The sequence below is a fragment of the Parafrankia sp. EAN1pec genome (assembly GCF_000018005.1).
Taxonomy (GTDB): Bacteria; Actinomycetota; Actinomycetes; order Frankiales; family Frankiaceae; genus Parafrankia; species Parafrankia soli.
In genome coordinates this window covers 6,341,336-6,361,492 of sequence record NC_009921.1, presented here as the reverse complement: position 1 = coordinate 6,361,492, position 20,157 = coordinate 6,341,336, and the positions used below count along the sequence as shown (strand labels likewise).

The window sequence follows — 20,157 nt, the reverse complement described above, 5'->3', positions numbered from 1 at the left end:
GTCGCGCGGCCACGGCGTCGCCTGGCCGGCACTGACATCGCAGCCGGCACCATGGCGGTAGGGCAAAGGGGAGTACAGGTGGATCGGACCACGCTGAGCGTGATCAGCCCGGCGGGCCACAACACGCTGACGGGCGACGCTCCGTGCGTGGTCGGTCGGGCACGCGGCGCGGACATCGTCATCAACGACGCACGGGTGTCCCGGCGTCATCTCGTGCTTGAGCCGGTCGCCGGCGGCTGGCATGTGCGGGACACCAGCGCCAACGGCCTCTGGCAGGACGGGCGCCGGATGGGGGACACCACGGTCCGCTCGACCGAGGTCCGCTTCCGGCTCGGCGCCGCGGACGGCCCTGAGGTCGTGCTGGTGCCCTCGTCCGTCGGGCTGGCCTCCGGTGGTGCCGGAGCGGGCTCCGCGCCCGCCACCTCGGTACCCGCTCCCGCGGTCCCGGCCGGGCCGCCGCCGCGCGTGGCGGGTGCGCCGGGATGGCCGTCGTCCAACCCCAACCCCAACCCCAACCCCGGTCCCGCGCCCGCCGGCCCAGGTCACACGCCTACTCCCGGCCACGTGCCCACCCCCGGTCAGGCGCCTGCCCCCGGTCGCGCGCCCGCCTCCGGCCGGGCCCGGGTAGCGGCACCGCCGACGGCCCCGGCATCGGCCCGCCCGCCGGTCCCGGGGGGCCACCAGCCACCGCACGCCGGGGGTCCGGGCGCCGCCGGGCCGGACACCGCCTCCGCGGCGCTCGACCTGGAGACGGCGCAGAGCGCCATCGTGCACGCCCGCCGCAAGATGCACCCGCTGCGGCCCGGCACGATCCGGCTCGGCCGCTCGCGCGACAACGACATCTCCGTCGCGGACCTGCTCGCCTCGCGGCACCACGCCGAGCTGCTGGTCGCCCCCGGCAGGGTCGAGGTCGTCGACCTCGGGTCGGCGAACGGCACGTTCCTCAATGGCCAGCGCATCGGGCGGGCCCAGGTCGGGCAGCGCGACGTCATCGCGATCGGGCACCACCTCTACCAGCTCGAGGGCGACTCGCTGGTGGAGTACGTCGACTCGGGTGACGTCGCCTTCGAGGTGCAGGCGCTGTCGGTGTTCGCCGGCACCAAGCAGCTCATGCACGACATGACCTTCCGGCTCCCCGGCCGCTCGCTGCTCGGGGTGGTCGGCCCCAGTGGTGCGGGCAAGTCGACCCTGCTCAACGCGCTGACCGGCTTCCGCCCGGCGGACGTGGGCTCTGTCCGCTACGCCGGGCGGGATCTCTACGCCGAGTACGACGAGCTGCGCCGGCGCATCGGGTACGTCCCGCAGGCCGATCCGCTGCACGCCCAGCTCACCGTGCGTGAGGCGCTCGAGTACGGCGCCGAGCTGCGGTTCCCCGCGGACACCACGGCGCAGGAACGGCGCGCCCGCGTCCAGGAGGTCATCGGCGAGCTCGGCCTGACCGCGCACGCCGGCACGCCGGTGAGCCGGCTCTCCGGTGGGCAGAAGAAGCGGACGTCGGTGGCCCTCGAGCTGCTCACCCGGCCGTCGTTGCTGTTCCTGGACGAGCCGACGTCGGGGCTGGACCCGGCGAACGACCAGTCGGTGATGGAGACGTTGAAGGGCCTGGCCAAGGGCGGCGGGGTCGGTTCGGCGGACGAGAGCGGCCGCACGGTCATCGTGGTCACGCACAGCGTGCTGTTCCTGGACCTGTGCGACTACATCCTGGTGCTCGCCCCGGGTGGGCACGTGGCCTACTTCGGCCCGTCGGACGGGGCGCTGAGCTTCTTCGGGAAGGAGGACTTCCGGGAGTTCGCGGCGGTGTTCCGGGAGCTGGAAAGCACGCCGGGTGCGGAGATGGCGGCTCGGTTCCGCGCCTCGGAGTACTTCGTGCCCTCCGCGGTCGTGGCGCCGATCGTGCGCAAGGCGCCGGCGGAGCTGCCGAGCGTGCGCCAGCAGCCGGTCACCTCCCAGCTCGCGACGCTGACCCGGCGATATCTGCGGGTCGTGCTGGCGGACCGTTCCTACCTGCGGCTCATCGCCGCCTTCCCGTTCCTGCTCGGGATCATCCCGCGGGTGATCCCGGCCCCCGACGGGCTGAAACCCCTGCCGGACGCGCCTAATCCGGACGCGATGAAGGTCCTCGTGGTGCTGGTGTTGTGTGCGTGTTTCATGGGGATGGCGAACTCGGTCCGCGAGATCGTCAAGGAACGCGACATCTACCGGCGGGAACGAACGATCGGCCTGTCCCGGACGGCCTACCTCGGCTCGAAGATCATCGTCCTCACCGGTATCACGACCCTGCAGTGCGTGATCTTCACGCTGATCGGGCTGGTCGGCCGCACGCCGCCGGAGGCGTCCCTGCTGGGCTCGCCGCTGGTGGAATGCCTGGCCGCGGTGATCGTCGCTGCGCTGGCGTCCATGATGATCGGCCTGCTCGTGTCGACACTGGTCGACAACGCGGACAAGACGATGCCGATCCTGGTGCTGGTGACCATGGCGCAGCTCGTGCTCTCCGGCGGGCTGGTGTCGCTGTCCGGCCGTCTGGTGATGGAGCAGGTCGCGTGGATCGCCCCCGCCCGGTGGGGCTTCGCGGCGCTGGCGTCCACCGACGACCTCAACGAGGTGTCCAAGCTGGGCAACGAGGTGCTGCGCACGGACCCGGCCGACGGGCTGTGGGAACACAGCGCGGGCATCTGGGTGCTCGACGTCGTCCTCGGCCTGGTCCTCGGCGCGGCGGCGCTCGCGCTGACCTCGATGATGCTGCGCCGGATCGACCCCAAGGTGACCCGGCCCGCCGCCCCGCCGCCGGGAGTCGGCCGCCCGCCGCAGGCCGGGCAGGCGCCGCCGGCCGGCCCCGGTGGGCCCGGCGGCTACGGTGCCGCGCCCGGCGCGCGCCGCTAGTACGGCAACGGCATTTGGGTGTTCCCTGCTCCCGCACACGCCGCGGTCAACACCAACCTCAATCGATCTTGGTGTTCCGCGGAACACCGGAGCGCCGGTGCCAACCGGCGCGGCACGTCGGCTCGGGGACGAGCGGATACGTCCGCGGAAACTCCACTCGGCCGACGTCGTCCGGGCCTGGTCGGCCTGGCGCAGGCGACACCGACACCAGGCCCGACGCCGCCATTACCAACGACGAGGTCACGCACAAGTGCCGTTGCAACTAGGCGCGTCCCGCTGGGCCGATCCCGCAAGGTCCGGGACCTAGGTCCGGGAGCGGCGTGGCGGGCGGGTCTGACCGCCCAGGCCGCGCCCGGCGAGCAGATCGGCGACTTCCTCGCACCAGAACGCCAGCCCGCACAGCTGGTAGGTGACGAAGCCCTTGGCCAGCGTGGGGCTGTTCTGCTCGAAGACCGAGTGCCCGGCGACCTGCAGTGCCCAGCTCGCCACGAACATCGGCAGGCCCACCTTGGGTCGGCCGACGAGCAGCGGCAGGGAGAAGGCCACGCCGGGGATACCCACGAGATGGGTCGCCCGGATTCCCCGCGTGGTGTGCTGGGACCGGTAGTAGGCCATCTTCTCGGCGAACGGCGCGGACGCCGGCGGCGGCTCAGGCTCCCGGGAAGCCAGGGGTTCCCGGGAGGGCCCGGGTGCTGGCGCGGCCGGCCTGCCGCCGAGTGGTGAGTCGGCAGTCGTCATGGATGCCCCCTCGCTTCGTCTCGTCCCCGAACATCATCGGCGACGAGGGCGGGCAGCTCCAGCCGAGCTGGTGGGTCGCCTACATCCGGCACGGCGGGCGGCGGCGGGGATCAGCGGGCGGCCTGCTCCGCGGCCGTGCTCGGCCCGAGCGCGGGCGCCCCGGGGGCGGGGGCCGGCCCGCCCGGGGTGGCCATCGCGCGCAGAGCCTCGAGCATCTGGCGGCGCAGCTCCCCGGTCGGCGGGGCAAGCCCGAGCAGCTCGGCCAGCCACATCCCGTCGGCCGCCATGCGGATCAGCGTCGCGGCCGCCGGGTCGATGCGGTCCTGGACGAGGCGGTTCTGCCAGTGCTCGTATCGCTGGCGGAAGCGTTGCAACCGTTCGGGATCGGCGATGAGGGCGGCCAGGAACCCGACCTCGGCCGTGCTGTCCCGAGGCTGGACGCCGGCCGCCGTCGTGGCGTCCAGGTAGGCACGTGCCCAGCCGCCGGGCCGGTCGTCCAGCACTGCCCGGGCGGTGACCTCCGACTCGAACTCGTCGTTCCACCGGTCGTAGAGCGCGTCGATGAGCGACGCCCGTGTCGGAAAGTGGTGTAAGAGGCCGCCCTTGGAGACCGCCGCCTCGCGGGCGACGGCATCCAGGCTGAGTGCCTGACTGCCATGCCGGGTGAGGACACGCCAAGCCGCGTCCAGCAACCGTTGTCGCGTCGCAGCCGAGTCCGAGGCGGGCACGAGCGCCATTGTGCCGCACCAACCGGCCCACCTGGCACTTCGCACCGCGCTGCCTATGCTACCGGGTTGACCGACCGTCCGGACGGACGGTAGTACTTCGACGGGACGAACCGGGCAGAGGACCCGGAAGCGCGCCAGCCCGAGCCAGGAGCTCGAGGCGGTTCGGACGCGCGCCGACGGGGGCGACGGAGCTATGCGAAGAGCAACGGGAAGCGCGGGACCATCCAGTCGGCCGTGGGCCGGCCGAGAACACCGAACCGGGCCCGCGGACCGAACCGAGCCCGCGGGCGGCGCGGGGCCAGGCATGCCGGGTGGGCCACGAGGGCAGGGCGGGCCACGAGGGTCAGCAGGGACATCCGCGGGAACCGGTCCGGGCGGGCCACAGACCGCCTCGCTGACCCACGGCGCCGTCGGACGTCTGGTGGTCGCCCTCGGCACGGCCACGCTGCTGCAGTGGCTCGGGGCGTTCGCGATCGCGCCGATCCTCCCGCTCTACCTGGAGGAACGGGACGTCTCCGCCGGCGGGGTCGGCATGGTCATGGCCGCGTTCTTCCTCGGCGCGCTGCTCTCCCAATACCCCGCGGGCCTGGCCACCACGACGCGGGGGCACCGCCCGGTGCTGGTCGCGGGGCTCGTCGCCTACGCCGTGGGGTGCGCCGGGCTGATCGTCTCCCCGGGGATCATGTGTGACACGGCGATGCGGGTGCTGCAGGGGGCCGGGGCCGGGGCGTTCGAGGTGGCCGTGCTCACCGCGATCGCCGCGACCGTGCCGCCGGACCTCACCGGCCGGGCCGTCAGCGCCGTCTACACCGGTCAGATCGCCGGCACCGCCATCGGTCCGCTGCTCGGCGGGCTGGCAGGCGAGCAGCGGATGGACCTGCTCTTCCTAGGCGCAGGGGTGGCCGCGGCGGTCGCCTCCGTCCCGGTGCTCGTCCTGCTCCGACCGGACGGCCCCGGTCACGCGCCGGCGCTGTCTGTGGCCTCTACCGGCTCCGACGCCTCCGCTGTCGGTCCCACCGCGGGTGGGGGTGCGGGCGTCCCCGGTGGGCGGGCGGGCGGCGCGGAGGCGGTCGCGGCCGTGGCGGCAGTCGCCGTGCACCGCGACGGTTCCCCTGGTCATGCCGGCCGGCGGGCTCCCGCGTGGGCGTCCCGGCGGCGAACGTGGTCACCCCTCGCCGCGGTGGGGCCGGGGGTCGAGGGGCTGCTGCTGGTCGCCGCGGTGAACGGCCTGGCCGTCGGGACCTACGAGACCTGCTGGAGCCTCCTGCTGACCGACCGGGGCATCTCGACGGAGCTGGTCGGGCTCAGTTTCACTCTGTTCTCGCTGCCCTACATCGTCTGCGCCATGCCCGCGGGCTGGCTCGCCGACCACAACGACCGCCGATGGCTGGTGGTGGCGGCCACGGCCACGACGGGTGTCACCGTCGCCACCTACTCGTTCATCGGGTCGTTCTGGCTGATCGTCCTCGTGAGCTGTGCCGAGGCGATCGCGCTGGCCGTGAGCTTCCCATCCGCCCAGTCGCTGCTGGCGCAGGAGTCCGGGCCCGGTGGTGCCGGGCGGGCGCAGGGCCTGTTCACGACGACCCAGACCGCCGCGACGGCCGGGGCGGCGCTGACGTCGGGCGCCCTGTACGCGGCGAACGCACACCTCCCGTTCGTGCTGACGGCCGTCGCGGCGCTCGCCGTCGCCGGTTCGCTGCCGCGGCTGTGGCGCAGGGTGCGGGGGACCGTGGTGCCCGCCGCCGTGCCGTCCGGGGCCGTGCCGTCCGGGGCCGTGCCGGCGGGGGCCGTGCCGGCGGCGAGCACGGGACCCGCCGGCGGGGCGTTCGCCAGCCACCTGATCACCCGGTAAGGGGGTGCGCTGGCCGTTACGCTGGCCGCGTGGCAGGCAGCGAGGGGCTCATCCCGGTGACCGGCGGCGCGGCGTGACGGGCGAGGCGCCGCCGGTGGGCGGGGTCACGCTCGCCGGGGTCGCGCTCGAACACCCGATCATGAACGCCGCGGGCACCTGCAAGACCGTCGAGGACGTCACCGCCCTCGCCCGCGGAGCCGTCGCCGCGGTCGTCGTCGGCTCGATCACGCGAGACGCCCGCACCGGCAACGGCGGCGAGGTCTACTGGTCCGGCGGCTCCTACTCGCTCAACGCGCTCGGCCTGCCCAACCGGGGGATCGGGTACTACGCCGAACAGCTCCCGGCGATGGCCGACATCGCTCACGGGTACGGCAAGCCGCTGGTGGTCAGCGTGGCCGGGTTCGCCGCCGAGGAGTACGCGACGCTGGCCCGCGTCGCCGCGGACACCGGTGCGGACCTGATCGAGCTCAACCTCGGGTGCCCGAACGTGTGGGACGGCGGCTCGCAGAAGCGCATCGCCTGCTTCGACCTCGGTCAGACCGACGCGATCTGCGCCCAGGTCGAGGCCGCCCTCGCCGGTGGCCGGGCAGGCCCCGGCCACCGGCGCGCGCCCGCGTACGGGGTCAAGGTCTCGCCGTTCTCCGATCCCGAGGCCCTGGCGGATCTGGCCGCGCTGCTCGGCCGCCGCTCGGAGGCCGACGGCGGGCCGAGGTTCGTCACGGCCGTCAACACCTTCCCGAACGCCCTGGTCCTCGACGACCGACGGCGCCCCGTCCTCGACGTGGCCCTCGCCGGGCTGAGTGGAGCCGCGCTCAAGCCGGTGGGCCTCGGCCAGGTGCGCCAGCTCCGTGCCCTCCTGCCCGAGCAGGTGGACGTCGTCGGCGTCGGCGGCGTGCTGGGCGGCCGGGACGTCGCCGACTACCTGGCCGCCGGCGCCCGAGCGGTCCAGGGGGCGACGGCCTTCTGGAACCGGGGCGAGGACCCGACGGTCTTCGGCGACATTCTCAGCGACTGGATCGACGCCGGGAGCATGGCAGACACGAGCGCCGGGGTCGGCTGAGCGACTGGAGCGCGACCGCCAGCGCCGCGCGAAAGGCGCCGCCGAGGCAGCTGAGCCCCGTGCAGGTGAGCCTGTGCAGGCCGTCAGTGCCGCTCGGGAAGCTCGATCACCACGTTCGTCGCCTTCACGGTGCCCACGGCGAGCACGCCGGGCTCCAGGCCCAGCTCGTCCGCGGCCTCGCGGCTCATCAGCGAGACCACGCGGTGCCGCCCCGACTGGATCTCCACCTGGGCCATCACGTCGTCGCGGCGCACCCGCGTCACGATGCCGGGAAAGCGGTTGCGCGCCGAGGCGCCGACGATCGCCGGTGGGGTCAGCGGCAGCTCGCCGGCGATGTCGATCGCGAACTGCGCGAGCACGGCTCCCTCGACGGCCTGCCGGCCCGCTCCGTCACGCACCGTCGGCAGCCGGCCGCCGTCGGCCCAGCGACGCACGGTGTCGTCGCTGACGCCGAGCAGTCCGGCGACCTCGCTGATCCTGAAGGTCGACATGCCGGCACCATATCCGGCCCCGCTGTCGGTGGCGTCGCGGCCGGTCGCGACCCGATCCCCGTCGGGGGAGCGCGGCGTGGCCCCGTGGTGTTCCGTCTCATGACGGGAGCCGGCCGGGGCCGGCCGCCTCGTATCGTGGTCCGTGTGAGGCGGGGTGCGGACGGGCTGGTCCCGGGGCCGCGGAAGCTGCCGGGGGGCCGGTGTGATGGACGAGGGTTCGGAGGAGCCGGAGGCGGTGCCTGCCGCGCGGCGGCGTCCACCCGGGTCGCTGGAGGAAGAGGTGCTCGGTGTGCTGCACCGCTCCGGGGAGCTCTCGCCGGGTGAGGTCCGCGATCTTCTTCCTGCCACCGCGAGGCTGTCCTACAGCGCGGTGGTCACCACTCTCACCCGCCTGCACACCAAGGGTGTGGTCACCCGTCGGCGGCACGGGCGGGGCTACATCTACTCTGCGCCGGGGGATCCAGCCACGCTCGTCGCGTGGCGGATGAACCGGCTTCTCGCCGGGCAGGCCGATCACCGCCGCGCCCTGACGCACTTCATCGCCGCGCTCTCGCCCACCGACGAGGCGCTCGTCCGCGATCTTCTCGCCTCCGCGCCGGCCCCCGCCGAGCACGGTGAGCACGGGCGCGGCTCCGAGTCGCGCCGGCAGGGCTGAGCCCGGTGGTCGACCAACTGCTCGTATCCCTCGTCCTGGCGCCCGCGGCGGGTGTGGTGACGAGCCGCATCCTGGTCGATCGGCTGCCCCCGCGGGTTGCGGTGCTCGGGTTCACCGCCGCCGCGGTCCTGTTCGCGCTGGCCAGCGCCGCGAGCCTGCTCGCGTTCGGGATGCCCGCGGCGGCGGGCCTGATCGGGTTCGCCCCCGACCTGCGCGCGGTGGCGCGCTCCTGGCAGATCGCCGTGGCACCGCTGTGGGCGTCGTGGATGTGCCTGGCGCTCGGCGCGGCCGTGATCATCTCGGTGGCGGTGACCGGGCGGCGCCAGTACGACTCCCTGCGCGCGGCCCGCACGGAGGCGGCGGCGCTGCCGGGCACCGGCGAGGTGGTGGTGATCCCCGACGGCCGTCCGGACGCCTTCGCGCTTCCCGGCGCGCCGGGGCGGATCGTCGTCACGGAGGGAATGCTCACGGCGCTCGGTGACGGCCGCCACCAGGCGCTCCTCGCTCACGAGCGGGCGCACCTGGCCGGCCGGCACCACCGCTTCGCGTTCACCGCGCGCCTCGCGGCCGCTGCCCTCCCAGCGTTGCGCCCCATGGTCACCCTGATCGACTACGCGATCGAGCGCTGGGCGGACGAGCAGGCGGCACAGGAGGTCGGCGACCGCCGGTCGGTCGCCCACGTCGTCGGAACAGCCGCGCTCGCCGCGACGGAACAGGCCGACCGGCATTCGGCGGCCGCCGGGACGGGAAGCTCACGGATCGGGCGGCGGGTCCCGTCCACGCTCCAGCGGATCGTGCGCGGCCCCGGGCGGGCGGGCGAACCCTGCCACGACCTCGTCCGCGGCGAGCACGCCCGGCACGCTCAGTCCGCCCCGCCAGCCCGGCACTCCAAGCACAGGGGCCTCGCCCGCAGTCGGCGCCAGCGTGCCGAGGCCGTCCCGCCGGCGATGCTGCGGGCCGGCGCGCCCGGCCGCGGTCCCCAGCCCGGGCCGGTGCCACGCCGGATCGCGGCCCTGCTCGACGCGCCGCTGCGGGGCAACCGCGGGCTGCTGCTGGTGGCCCTGCCGGCGGCCCTCGCCGCCGCGTCGTGCGGTGTCGCCGTCGAGGCGTTGCTCGACCTGCCCTACCGCCGCGTGTTCGCCATCGCCGAATCCTGAACAGCCGCCCCGAACCCTGATCGGCCGCCCTCGGACGAGGGCTCGGCGAGGGCCCGCGCCCGTCGGCTCACCCGACGATCGTGATCGGGGTGCCGAGCGGGACGACGTCCACCAACCGGAGCAGGTCGGCGTTGCGCAGCCGGACGCATCCCATACTCACGTCCGAGCCGACCAGGTCCGGGCGGTTGGTGCCGTGCAGGCCGACGATGCCCTCGGCGCCGTTGAACTGGGTGATCACGTCGGAGAACCCGGACAGGCCGAAGGCGAACGGCCCCCAAGGGCCGTTCGGGTCGCCCGGGCGCAACAGCTCGGTCAGGTAGAACGTGCCGGTCGGGGTGGGGATCGCCTCGGTACCGATCCCGACCGGCAGCTTCGCGACCACCGTGTTGTCGCGAAAGATCGTCAGCTGGTGCTCCGAGCGGTCGACGAGCAGCTCGAACGGCGTGGTCGAGATCGTCGTGTCCACCCAGCTCCAGCCGGCGAGCGGAGATCGTCTGTCTCCCTGGCAGCCACCTCGCTACCCTGCGGCCACTGTCGTCACTCAGGGTAATGAAAGGGGGGGTGTGTGAACGTCAGCCCGGCGGATGAACCGCGCCGCAGCCATCGTCGCCGGGCCCTGCTGCCGGGCGGGGCATCAGCGCCCGCCCGGCTCAGGGCAGGCGGCTCAGGGCAGGCGGGCCAGGATCCGGTAGGCGTTCGAGCGCCTACCGGTGGTGAGGTACGGCCGGCTCGCCATGTCCCACACGATCGCCGCCGGCATCGCGGTGAACACCGCCGCGCCTACGAGGGCGCGCCGGCCGCGGGCCAGGCCGGGCCGGCTGACCTCGCGCCACGGGACGGCCGGTGACGGTGTCGCGCGCTGCCACATCCCCCAGAAGACCACCGGGGCGTCCCCGCGCTGGTGCGTCTCGCCGAAGCGCACGTCCAGCACCTCGAGGCCGACCTCGCCGAGGGCGGCCGTCAGGTTGTCGGCCGGGACGAGATGCTGGTGCTGCGGCACGAACCAGCCCGGCCAGTACGTCCCGTACCACCGGGCGGCCGGGCTCTGCGCGTTCGGCACCTCGATGAGCAGGTGGCCGCCCGGGGCGAGGACCTCGGCGGCGGCGCGCAGCTCGGCCCGCGGGTCCCGGGTGTGTTCGAGGTAGTGGAACATGCTCACGACGTCGTAGCGCCCGCTCAGCGTCCCGGCGAGGTCGGGCAGCAGTCCCCGGTAGGCCTGGTCGACCCAGCCCCGGCGCTCCGCCTCGCCGATGGCCGCGCCGATGTCCAGACCGTCGAACGAGGTCGTCGGCCACACCTCGCGCGCGGCGGCGCAGAAGTGCCCGAACCCGCCGCCGACGTCCAGCCAGCGCCGTGGCGTGGGTATGTCGATCCGCGCCCGTTCCAGGTAGCTGTCGGTGTTGCGGCGGAAGAGCTCCTCGGTCAGCCCGGAGCCCAGGCCGGAGTAGGTGTCCCGGTAGTAGAAGTCGAGGCCGTCGAGGGTCAGCCGCGGGTTCTGGAAAATGTGGCCGCAGCCGCCGCAGCGGTCGTACCGGAACACCCCCGGCTTGACCTGGATGGCGTCCGCGCCGCGCAGGGCCAGCGAGAGGTCCGTGCCGCCGCACCAGGGGCAGCTCGTCGTGGCCGGCTCCAGGAACCGGTCGATACCGGCGGCCAGGTCGGCGGCGTACTCACGCCGCTTCGCGGCCAGCACGGCGGGCTCGGGGGCGGGCGGCCCCGGCCTGGGCAGGTCCACGCCCGAGCCCGTCACCGCGCCGCCGACCGCCGACGCGAGGGTCCGCAGCGCGGGCCGCCGGCGGGTCAGCGGGCTGCGGACGAGGTCGGCGGCGGGCACCCGGATGCGCCCGGCTCCGACGACCAACGGCTGCAGCCACGACAGCACCGCCGCGCCGAGCGCCCAGCCCGGAACCGCGGTGGCTCCGGCGGCCACCGCGAGGTCGCGGGCGAGCGGGAAGAACGGTTGGCCGGGCTCCCACGGGCGAGCGGCGAACTGCACCGCGACCCGGTCCGACCCGTCCGCCGACCCGGTCGGCGGCCCGCCGTCCGCGGGTGTGAAGCCGTCCGCGGCGGTGAGGCCCGGCAGGATCGCCAGATCCGTCGACGCGGGCGCGAGCAGCTTGAGGGCCGCCGTCGCCGCGACCAGGTCGACGCGGCTCGGGTCCTTCAGGTCGAGCCCGGTGCGCTCCAGGACGTCCCGGTCGACCAGCAGCGCACGGAAGGCTCCGCGCCCCCGTTCCAGCCGCTGGGCGCGGTAACGCGCCGGATCGACCAGCCGCGCGAGGTCGAGCAGCTCGTGCGCGGGCAGCTCGGCCGGCACGAGGTCCAGGACGGTGAGGCCCTCCCGCAGCGCGTGCGCGCTCGCCGCCCGCCGGGCCAGCTCGTCGAGGCGGACGCCGTCCGCCAGCAGAAAGACGTGCGAGGGGTGTACCGGCTCGTCGGCCGGTGCGATGACGGCGAGTGCCCGCATCCGTGCGCGCAGCCGCAGGCCGTTGATCCCGACGCCCGCGCATGCGGCGACCGGCAACAGTGCTCGACGGTTCATGACGCCTCCTGTCTTGGCACCTCCGGAGGCGCCGCGACGGTCACCTCGCAACGTACGTCCCCGTGCGCTCCGCTCCGCGTCCACCCCACCCCGCTTGGCGATCCATGATGGTGTGTACGGTTCGCTCCCGTTGCCGGCTGGTTTCGGTTCCCGGCCGGTTCCGGGCGGTCCGGTCCGGGCAGGTGAGGTCACAGACGGTGCGAGGAGACGGATCGGGCGACTCACGGACGAGGGGATGGTCATGCGGCGTGTGCGGGTCGTCGGGGTGGCGCTCGCGGTCGTCCTGGCGACGCTGGCCGGTGTCACGGCGTTCGCCTGGGCGGTCCGCGGCACCGACGCGGGCGGCTCGATGGCGGACCGGCTCAGCCTCGCCGACGGCGACACCGCAGGCGGCTCCGCCGGGGCGGGGGACCCGGGCGGCGGCGCGGCGGGCGCGGAATCCGGGCGCGGCACCGCGGAGCACCCCGCCGACGGCCCGGAAACCGGCGCCGACGAGCTGTCGGCCGCCGACCCGGGCGGCGCGGGGAGCGGCCCCGGCGCCGGTTCGGCCGAGGAGAACAGCTGGGTCGAGCCCACGCTGGCCGGCCTGTCGCTGGAGCAGCGCGTAGGCCAGATGATGATGGGATACGTCTTCGGTACCGCGGGCGCCGACCGGAGCCCGGCCGTTGTCACCGCGAACCGGCGGACGTCCGGTGTGGACACGGCCGCCGAAGCCGTCGCGAGACGGGGCCTGGGCGGCGTGATCTACTTCGACGCCGGCGGGACGGGCCCGGGGGCGCTCCCGGACAACATCGTCAACCCGAACCAGGTCAAGACGCTGTCCGCGGACCTGAGCGCGGCGGCCAGCATCCCGCTGCTGATCGCCGCGGACCAGGAGCAGGGAACGGTGCTGCGCGTCCGGGACGGCGTGACCCTGCTGCCCGGCCAGATGGCACAGGGCGCGACGGGACGTCCCACCGACGCGCGGGACGCCGCGCAGATCACCGGCGCGGACCTGCGCGCCCTGGGCATCAACGTCGACTTCGCCCCGGACGCAGACGTCAACAGCGACCCGGCGAACCCCGTGATCGGTGAGCGCTCCTTCGGCGACGACCCTACGGCGGTCGGGCGGTTCACCGCGGCGGCGGTCGAGGGATACCGGCAGGTCGGGGTGGCCGCGGCCGCGAAACACTTTCCCGGGCACGGCGCGACGTCCGTCGACAGCCACGCCGACCTGCCGACGATCACCAGAGACCGGGCGGCGCTGACGGCGCTCGACCTGCCGCCGTTCCGGGCGGCGATCGCCGCGGGCGTACCGATGGTCATGGTCGGTCATCTGAACGTCCCCGCGCTCGACCCGGCCGCGCCGGCGACGCTGTCGAAGCCGGTGGTCGACGGCCTGCTGCGCCACGAGCTCGGCTTCGACGGCGTCATCGTCACCGACGCGCTGAACATGGCCGCGATCACCGAGCACAACACGCCCGGCGGCGCGGCGGTGCGAGCCGTCCAGGCCGGCGTCGACATGCTGCTGATGCCGCCGGACCTGACGCAGGCGCTTGATGCTGTGGTTTCCGCTGTGCGCTCCGGGGCGATCGTTCCGGAGCGGATCGACGCCTCGGTACGTCGAATCCTGAGGATGAAGTGGAGGCTGGCGCACACCGAGCCCGCCGCGGCCCGAACCCCCGAGGAGGCGGCGGCCACCGCGGCCGCGATCGCCGAGCGGGCGATCACGCTCCTTGACCAGCCGACGTGTGACCTGCTCCCGCTCAGCCGCGGCACCGCCGGCGCCGGTGCGGGCGGGACGCAGCCGGCGGTGGAGGTCTCCGGGCCGTCGGGCGCCGCGAAGATGCTCGTGGACGCACTGGGTGCCCGGGGGATCGGCGCCCGGTTGGCCGCCCAGGGCTCCGGCCGCCCGCCAGCGCCGCCCGCAGCGGGCGCCTCGGGAGCGGGTACGGCTGTGGTCCGGGTGGTGCTGGTCGGGAACTCGCCGCCGCCCGTCACCGACCGGCGGACCGTGGTCGTGTCGACCGGGACGCCCTACCGTCCGCCGGTGGCCGCCGGGGCGTGGCTGGCGAGCTATTCACGCGACCCAGCGTCGATGAAGGCGCTGGCGGCGGTGCTGGCCGGCGCGGTGCCACCCTCCGGCCGGCTGCCGGTCGTCACCCGAACCGCGACCGGCACCGCGTTGCCGCGCGGCGCAGGCCTACCGACCCCGCGCGCCTGCTGACCTCGGCCGCTCCTCCCGACCTGTGGTCGATGGTGTGGCCCGTTGCCGGGTTTCATCATCGGCAGGTGGTGGCTGTGGTCCGGGCTGGTCGGGGTTGGCGGCGTTTACCCAGCGCAGGGGCTGCCACCGCAGGCCGCCCCCAGGGCCGGCGGCCGGGGGGTGTTGCGCGATGTCAGGCTGCCACCGCAGGCCGCAGGCCGCCTTCTGGACGGGTGGTCGGGGATGTTGCCTGTCGTCGGGGCTACTACCGCAGGCCGCAGGCCGCCCTCGGGTCCGGTGGTCGGGGATGTTGCCTGTCGTCGGGGCTACTACCGCAGGCCGCAGGCCGCCCTCGGGTCCGGTGGTCGGGGATGTTGCCTGTCCTCGGGGTTACCACCGCAGGCCGCAGGCCGCCCCCAGAACCCCGCCCGCCGAGGGGGCCACGGGGGGCACCGCCCCCCGGCAGACATGGCGAGTCGACCAGGCCCAGGTTCCCTGGGCATAGCAAACCCATCGACGAGCGGGTGACCGGGATCGAACCGGCATGGCCAGCTTGGAAGGCTGGGGCTCTGCCATTGAGCTACACCCGCGTAGGTGATGGAGGGAAGCTTACCCCGTAGGATGTGGGGGCAACGCCTCGGGGCGTAGCGTAGTGGCCAGCGCGCCTGCTTTGGGTGCAGGAGATCGGGAGTTCGAGTCTCCCCGCCCCGACCGATACCCTCGGCGCGTCACCCCGTCCAACGTCGTACCAGGAGACCGCCGCGCCGTGAAGGCCACCAAGGAGACCCTCAGCCCGACCCGGGTCAAGCTCACCGTCGAGGTGCCCTTCGACGAGCTCAAGCCGTCCGTCGATGCCACCTACCGCAAGCTGGCGCGCCAGGTGCGCGTCTCCGGATTCCGCCCGGGCAAGGTCCCGCCGCGGATTCTGGACCAGCGCCTGGGGCGCGGTGTGATCCTCGACGAGGCGATCCAGGAGGCGCTGCCGCGCCTTTACTCGGAGGCCGTCCAGGCCGAAGAGGTGGACGTCCTGTCGCGTCCCGAGGTGGACATCACCGAGTTCGCCGATGGCGCGCAGCTGGTCTTCACGGCCGAGATGGATGTGCGCCCGGAGGTGACCCTGCCGGAGTTCGGCGAGCTGGAGCTCGTCGTCGAGCCGGCGACGGTGACCGATGAGCAGGTCGAGGAGCATCTGACGAACCTGCGTGACCGGTTCGCCGTGTTGAAGCCGGTCGAGCGCCCGGTCCAGGAGGGCGACTTCGTCTCGCTGGACCTGTCGGCGTCGGTCGACGGTGAGGCGATCGAGGACGCGACCGCGACCGGGATGTCGTACGAGGTCGGCAGCGGGAACCTGATCGACGGGATCGACGAGGCCATCGCCGGCGCGTCGGACGGCGATGAGCGCACGTTCGACACCGAGCTGCTCGCCGGTGAGTACACGGGCCGCACGGCGCAGGTCACCGCTGTGGTGCGGGGCGTGAAGGAGAAGGAGCTCCCGGAGCTCGACGACGACTTCGCGACGACGGCCAGCGAGTTCGACACGCTGGAGGAGCTGCGCGCCGACGTCCGGACCAGGCTTGAGTCGAACCGGAAGGTCGAGCAGCTGGGCGAGGCCCGCGACAAGATGCTCGACAAGCTGATCGAGTTGGTCGAGGTGCCGGTGCCGGATTCGGTGTTGGCCGGTGAGCTGGAGGCCCGTGAGCACCGTCTCGGGCACGAGCTGGAGCACATCGGTACGGACCGGGCGACCTACCTGGAGACGCTGGGTCAGTCGGCGGAGGAGTTCGACGCGGAGGTCCGCAGCTCGGCGGGCAAGGCGATCCGCTCGCAGTTCATCCTGGACGCGGTGATCGACGCCGAGTCGATCGGCCTTGACCAGGGTGAGCTGATGGAGCAGATCCTGATGCGCGCGCAGCGGGCCGGTGTGCAGCCTGACCAGTACGCCCAGCAGCTCGCGCAGGGCGAGGGGCTGACCGCCCTGATGGCGGATGTCCTCCGCACGAAGGCGCTCTTCCTGCTGCTGGAGAACGCGAAGGTCGTCGACACCGAGGGTAACGCGGTGGAGTTGAACCTGCCGCGCCGTCCGTCGGGCGAGGCCGAGGATGACGTCCGGGACATCTCGGACGAGCTGGACGCCGAGGAGCTCGAGGTCCCGGCGGCGGCTCCCTCGGCGGAGGTCACCGCCGCGGCCGGCGACGAGGCCACCGCCACCGCCACCGCTACGGACGCGGACACCGCTACGGACGCGGACGGCGCGGGCGACTCCGAGCTGCCCGCGTCCGAGACCAAGTAACGACCGCCAGGTAGCGACCTCCAGGTAACGACCGCCGAGCAGCGGCCGCCCCTGTGACGACGCCGCCCTGCGCCACGGGCGCCGGGCGGCGGCCGTGGGGCGCGGTGCGCGGCACGGCGGGTGGATTGACCGACGGCCTCCGGAACGCGAGTTTCGGAGGCCGTCGGCGTGTCCGGTGCCACGCATGGACACAGAGAGGCACGCTGTCGCCCGGCACGGTGACGACGGGTGTGCGGCCGGGCTGGCGGCTGGTCACGGGCCCTCGACGCACATCGATGCCGGACTGGCTCGGCCTCACGCCGAGCGCGAACATCGAAGGAGAAGCACCGGAACCGGCTCGTGTCACAGATAGTGTCGAGCCGGTCAATCAGACGCCGCCGAAGGAAGCCGAGGATCCGACCGTGAGTGACATCGCCGCCCCTGGCCTGGCTGTCCCGGGCCCGAGTCTCCGCTCGCCGGGACAGAATGGCCCCGGCTTCGACGAGCAGGTCTTCAACCGTCTCCTCCGTGAGCGGATCATCTTCCTCGGTTCGGTGGTGGAGGACTCGATCGCCAACGCGATCTGCGCGCAGCTCCTGCTGCTGAACGCCGAGGACCCCGAGCGGGACATCTTCCTCTACATCAACTCGCCCGGCGGCTCGGTCAGCGCCGGCATGGCGATCTACGACACCATGCAGTACGTCGAGAATGACGTCGCCACGGTTTCGCTGGGGCTCGCCGCGTCGATGGGCCAGTTCCTGCTCTGCGCGGGCGCGCCGGGCAAGCGTTACTCGCTGCCGCACGCGCGGATCATGATGCACCAGCCCTCCGGCGGCATCGGCGGAACGGCGTCCGACATCGCGATCCAGGCGGAGCAGATGCTCTACACCAAGCGGATGATGCAGGAGCGCATCGCGTTCCACACCGGTCAGCCCGTCGAGCAGATCGAGCGGGACTCCGACCGCGACCGCTGGTTCACCGCGGACGAGGCGAAGGACTACGGCTTCGTCGACCACGTCGTCCAGCGGGCCCGCCAGGTCCCCAGCGAAGGACCGGTGAGCTGACGCCCGCCGCGGCAGCGAGCCGTCCCGACCCTCGTCACCCGCTCTCCTCGGAGGCAGTCACCATGCACGGACCACAGGGCTACTACGGAACGCAGAGCCGGTACGTCCTCCCCAACATCATCGAGAAGACGTCCCGCGGTGAGTACGGGATGGACCCGTACTCGAAGCTGCTGAAGGAGCGCATCGTCTTCCTCGGCGCGCCGATCGATGACACGTCGGCGAACGACGTGATGGCGCAGCTGCTGTTCCTCGAGTCCGAGGACCCGGACCGCGACATCTCGATCTACATCAACTCGCCCGGTGGGTCGTTCACGTCGCTGACCGCGATCTACGACACCATGCAGTTCGTGCGTCCCGACATCCAGACGATCTGCATGGGCCAGGCGGCGTCCGCGGCGGCGGTGCTGCTCGCGGCCGGTACCCCCGGCAAGCGGTTCGCGCTGCAGAACAGCCGCATCCTCATCCACCAGCCGTCGGCGCAGGGCGAGGGCCAGTCCAGCGACATCGAGATCCAGGCGCGCGAGATCCTGCGCATGCGGTCGCTGCTGGAGCACATGCTCGCCGAGCACACGGGGCGCACCGAGGAGGCCGTCCGCAAGGACATCGAGCGCGACAAGATCTTCAGCGCCGACGAGGCCAAGGACTACGGCATCATCGACGAAGTGATCAAGACCCGGAAGTCCTCGCGGCTCGCCTCGGCGCGCTGAGCCGGCGCCGAGTCGGCCCCGCCGGGCCCGGGCACGGCGGGGCTCACCGGGCCGGCCTCGGTGGGCGCCTCCGGGGCGCCGCTTCCTCCGTCGGACCCGGGCCGCGGGGCCGGCGGCCCTGGTGGCGTGGCACGCGAGGGGCTCGTCGGTGGCGGGCCAGGGCGCGACGGGTTGGCATCCTCCCGTCCCCTTCCGGACGCCCGATCGGGCGGTGGTGCCGAACGGGCCGTCTGGACGAGCGGGGACGGGCCCGATGACCGTAGGCTGACCGGTATGAGCCCAGCGATTGGGCTCTCACCGGACGCCCCCGCGGGGTACCGTCCCCACGGGGACGGATACAGGCAGACACGCGACGACCGGGCGGTGCCCACCGCCCCCGACACGCAGGCGACACCATCGTCTGGACGAAGGGACTGAGTCCTCGGTGGCACGCATCGGTGATGGCGGTGACCTGCTCAAGTGCTCCTTCTGCGGTAAGTCTCAGAAGCAGGTGAAGAAGCTCATCGCCGGCCCCGGCGTCTACATCTGCGATGAGTGCATCGATCTCTGCAACGAGATCATCGAGGAGGAGCTCTCCGAGTCCTCGGAGCTCAAGTGGGAGGAGCTCCCGAAGCCCCGGGAGATCTACGAGTTCCTCGACGGGTACGTGGTCGGCCAGGAGGCGGCGAAGAAGACGCTGTCGGTGGCCGTCTACAACCATTACAAGCGGGTGCAGGCGGGCGGTGCCTCCGGCGGTGACGCCGGCAAGGGCGAGGTGGAGCTCGCGAAGAGCAACATCCTGCTGCTGGGCCCCACGGGGTGCGGCAAGACCCTGCTGGCGCAGACGCTGGCCCGGATGCTGAACGTCCCGTTCGCCATCGCCGACGCGACCGCGCTCACCGAGGCCGGATATGTCGGCGAGGATGTCGAGAACATTCTTCTCAAACTCATCCAGGCCGCCGACTACGACGTCAAGAAGGCCGAAACCGGCATCATCTACATCGATGAGGTCGACAAGATCGCCCGGAAGTCGGAGAACCCCAGCATCACCCGGGACGTCTCCGGCGAGGGCGTGCAGCAGGCGCTGCTGAAGATTCTCGAGGGAACGACGGCGAGTGTCCCGCCGCAGGGCGGCCGCAAGCACCCGCACCAGGAGTTCATTCAGATCGACACGACGAACGTCCTGTTCATCGTCGGTGGGGCTTTCGCCGGTCTGGACCGCATCATCGAGTCGCGCATCGGCAAGAAGTCGCTGGGGTTCCGCGCGGTGCTGCACGGCAAGGACGACCCGGACGCCTCGAACGTCTTCGGTGACATCATGCCGGAGGACCTCCTCAAGTACGGAATGATCCCGGAGTTCATCGGCCGGCTGCCGATCATCACCAGCGTCTCCAACCTCGACCGCGAGGCGCTAATCCGGATCCTCACCGAGCCGAAGAACGCGCTCGTCCGCCAGTACAAGCGGCTGTTCGAGCTGGACGGCGTCGACCTCGACTTCACCACCGACGCACTCGAGGCCATCGCGGACCAGGCCATCCTGCGCGGGACGGGCGCCCGCGGCCTGCGCGCGATCATGGAAGAGGTCCTGCTCTCGGTGATGTACGACATCCCGAGCCGTAAGGACGTCGCCCGCGCGGTGATCACCCGGGAGGTCGTGCTCGAGCACGTCAACCCGACCCTGGTGCCACGCGACGTCGCCGCGTCGAAGCGCGGCCCGCGCCAGGAGAAGTCCGCCTGACGAGATTGCGGCCGGCCGCCCCGGCACCGGTCGCCGTGGCCTCGGCGACGGCGAGGTGCCCGCGCCGGCCGCGCCCTCGGAACGGGCGTCCCGATGCCATAACCTCGGCTCC

General features: G+C 73.1%; 15 protein-coding genes and 2 tRNA genes. 11 read left to right on the top strand and 6 right to left on the bottom strand.

Features of this window, described 5'->3' with window-relative positions; all coding sequences use genetic code 11:
- Positions 1 to 78: 78 nt before the first annotated feature.
- Positions 79 to 2,880, top strand: coding sequence for an ATP-binding cassette domain-containing protein (locus tag FRANEAN1_RS26030; RefSeq protein WP_020462753.1), 2,802 nt, complete (start codon positions 79 to 81; stop codon positions 2,878 to 2,880).
- 303 nt (positions 2,881 to 3,183) lie between these two features.
- On the opposite strand, the gene FRANEAN1_RS26025 is transcribed toward FRANEAN1_RS26030, so the two are convergent.
- Positions 3,184 to 3,618 carry a DUF962 domain-containing protein gene (locus FRANEAN1_RS26025; RefSeq protein WP_020462752.1) on the bottom strand — a complete coding sequence of 145 codons (435 nt, stop codon included), beginning with the start codon at positions 3,616 to 3,618 and terminating at the stop codon, positions 3,184 to 3,186.
- A 110-nt stretch (positions 3,619 to 3,728) separates the two neighbouring features.
- On the bottom strand, positions 3,729 to 4,355 hold the full coding sequence (locus FRANEAN1_RS26020) for a TetR/AcrR family transcriptional regulator (protein WP_020462751.1): 627 nt from the start codon (positions 4,353 to 4,355) through the stop codon (positions 3,729 to 3,731).
- Positions 4,356 to 4,767: 412 nt separating this feature from the next.
- Here FRANEAN1_RS26020 and FRANEAN1_RS26010 point away from each other — a divergent pair, with 412 nt between their 5' ends.
- Together FRANEAN1_RS26010 and FRANEAN1_RS26005 are read left to right on the top strand one after the other, a co-directional pair.
- Positions 4,768 to 6,198, top strand: coding sequence for an MFS transporter (locus FRANEAN1_RS26010; RefSeq protein WP_041254814.1), 1,431 nt, complete (start codon positions 4,768 to 4,770; stop codon positions 6,196 to 6,198).
- Between the two features lie 73 nt (positions 6,199 to 6,271).
- Positions 6,272 to 7,258, top strand: coding sequence for a tRNA-dihydrouridine synthase (locus FRANEAN1_RS26005; RefSeq protein WP_157472804.1), 987 nt, complete (start codon positions 6,272 to 6,274; stop codon positions 7,256 to 7,258).
- An 83-nt stretch (positions 7,259 to 7,341) separates the two neighbouring features.
- Here the strand turns inward: FRANEAN1_RS26005 and FRANEAN1_RS26000 are convergent, their stop codons facing one another.
- Positions 7,342 to 7,749 (bottom strand): TOBE domain-containing protein, encoded by a 408-nt coding sequence (locus FRANEAN1_RS26000; protein ID WP_020462748.1) that lies wholly within the window; start codon positions 7,747 to 7,749, stop codon positions 7,342 to 7,344.
- A 205-nt stretch (positions 7,750 to 7,954) separates the two neighbouring features.
- Here FRANEAN1_RS26000 and FRANEAN1_RS25995 point away from each other — a divergent pair, with 205 nt between their 5' ends.
- Both FRANEAN1_RS25995 and FRANEAN1_RS25990 read left to right on the top strand, forming a co-directional pair.
- Positions 7,955 to 8,404, top strand: a complete 450-nt coding sequence (locus tag FRANEAN1_RS25995; RefSeq protein WP_020462747.1) for a BlaI/MecI/CopY family transcriptional regulator — start codon at positions 7,955 to 7,957, stop codon at positions 8,402 to 8,404.
- Between the two features lie 5 nt (positions 8,405 to 8,409).
- The gene (locus FRANEAN1_RS25990) at positions 8,410 to 9,561 is read left to right on the top strand and encodes a M48 family metalloprotease (RefSeq protein ID WP_020462746.1); all 1,152 of its coding nucleotides are present in this window, start codon (positions 8,410 to 8,412) and stop codon (positions 9,559 to 9,561) included.
- Positions 9,562 to 9,628: 67 nt separating this feature from the next.
- Here the strand turns inward: FRANEAN1_RS25990 and FRANEAN1_RS25985 are convergent, their stop codons facing one another.
- Together FRANEAN1_RS25985 and FRANEAN1_RS25980 are read right to left on the bottom strand one after the other, a co-directional pair.
- Positions 9,629 to 10,027 (bottom strand): L,D-transpeptidase, encoded by a 399-nt coding sequence (locus tag FRANEAN1_RS25985; RefSeq protein WP_020462745.1) that lies wholly within the window; start codon positions 10,025 to 10,027, stop codon positions 9,629 to 9,631.
- A gap of 198 nt (positions 10,028 to 10,225) precedes the next feature.
- Complete coding sequence (locus tag FRANEAN1_RS25980) at positions 10,226 to 12,103, bottom strand: class I SAM-dependent methyltransferase (protein WP_020462744.1); 1,878 nt, start codon at positions 12,101 to 12,103, stop codon at positions 10,226 to 10,228.
- A gap of 235 nt (positions 12,104 to 12,338) precedes the next feature.
- Here FRANEAN1_RS25980 and FRANEAN1_RS25975 point away from each other — a divergent pair, with 235 nt between their 5' ends.
- Positions 12,339 to 14,309 carry a glycoside hydrolase family 3 protein gene (locus FRANEAN1_RS25975; protein WP_020462743.1) on the top strand — a complete coding sequence of 657 codons (1,971 nt, stop codon included), beginning with the start codon at positions 12,339 to 12,341 and terminating at the stop codon, positions 14,307 to 14,309.
- A gap of 498 nt (positions 14,310 to 14,807) precedes the next feature.
- Here FRANEAN1_RS25975 and FRANEAN1_RS25970 read toward each other — a convergent pair.
- A tRNA-Gly gene (locus tag FRANEAN1_RS25970) sits at positions 14,808 to 14,878 on the bottom strand.
- A 48-nt stretch (positions 14,879 to 14,926) separates the two neighbouring features.
- Between FRANEAN1_RS25970 and FRANEAN1_RS25965 the strand changes: the two genes are divergently transcribed.
- The 5 genes from FRANEAN1_RS25965 to clpX all read left to right on the top strand — a co-directional run bounded on the left by FRANEAN1_RS25965 (position 14,927) and on the right by clpX (position 20,045).
- Positions 14,927 to 14,999: transfer RNA gene (locus FRANEAN1_RS25965), tRNA-Pro, on the top strand.
- 55 nt (positions 15,000 to 15,054) lie between these two features.
- On the top strand, positions 15,055 to 16,578 hold the full coding sequence (gene tig / locus FRANEAN1_RS25960) for a trigger factor (protein ID WP_020462742.1): 1,524 nt from the start codon (positions 15,055 to 15,057) through the stop codon (positions 16,576 to 16,578).
- 401 nt (positions 16,579 to 16,979) lie between these two features.
- A complete protein-coding gene (locus FRANEAN1_RS25955) occupies positions 16,980 to 17,621 on the top strand; it encodes an ATP-dependent Clp protease proteolytic subunit (protein ID WP_020462741.1) in 642 nt (213 codons plus the stop codon).
- Positions 17,622 to 17,683: 62 nt separating this feature from the next.
- Positions 17,684 to 18,328, top strand: coding sequence for an ATP-dependent Clp protease proteolytic subunit (locus FRANEAN1_RS25950; RefSeq protein WP_018500228.1), 645 nt, complete (start codon positions 17,684 to 17,686; stop codon positions 18,326 to 18,328).
- Between the two features lie 424 nt (positions 18,329 to 18,752).
- Positions 18,753 to 20,045 carry an ATP-dependent Clp protease ATP-binding subunit ClpX gene (gene clpX, locus FRANEAN1_RS25945; protein ID WP_020462740.1) on the top strand — a complete coding sequence of 431 codons (1,293 nt, stop codon included), beginning with the start codon at positions 18,753 to 18,755 and terminating at the stop codon, positions 20,043 to 20,045.
- The last annotated feature ends 112 nt before the right edge of the window (positions 20,046 to 20,157 follow it).

Bases quoted from the DNA above. Each gene is read 5' to 3' on its own strand.
- FRANEAN1_RS25975 (WP_020462743.1), top strand. From the start codon at position 12,339: ATGGTCATGCGGCGTGTGCGGGTCGTCGGGGTGGCGCTCGCGGTCGTC.
- FRANEAN1_RS25995 (WP_020462747.1), top strand. From the start codon at position 7,955: ATGGACGAGGGTTCGGAGGAGCCGGAGGCGGTGCCTGCCGCGCGGCGG.
- FRANEAN1_RS26000 (WP_020462748.1), bottom strand. From the start codon at position 7,749: ATGTCGACCTTCAGGATCAGCGAGGTCGCCGGACTGCTCGGCGTCAGC.
- FRANEAN1_RS26025 (WP_020462752.1), bottom strand. From the start codon at position 3,618: ATGACGACTGCCGACTCACCACTCGGCGGCAGGCCGGCCGCGCCAGCA.
- FRANEAN1_RS26020 (WP_020462751.1), bottom strand. From the start codon at position 4,355: ATGGCGCTCGTGCCCGCCTCGGACTCGGCTGCGACGCGACAACGGTTG.
- FRANEAN1_RS25950 (WP_018500228.1), top strand. From the start codon at position 17,684: ATGCACGGACCACAGGGCTACTACGGAACGCAGAGCCGGTACGTCCTC.
- FRANEAN1_RS25980 (WP_020462744.1), bottom strand. From the start codon at position 12,103: ATGAACCGTCGAGCACTGTTGCCGGTCGCCGCATGCGCGGGCGTCGGG.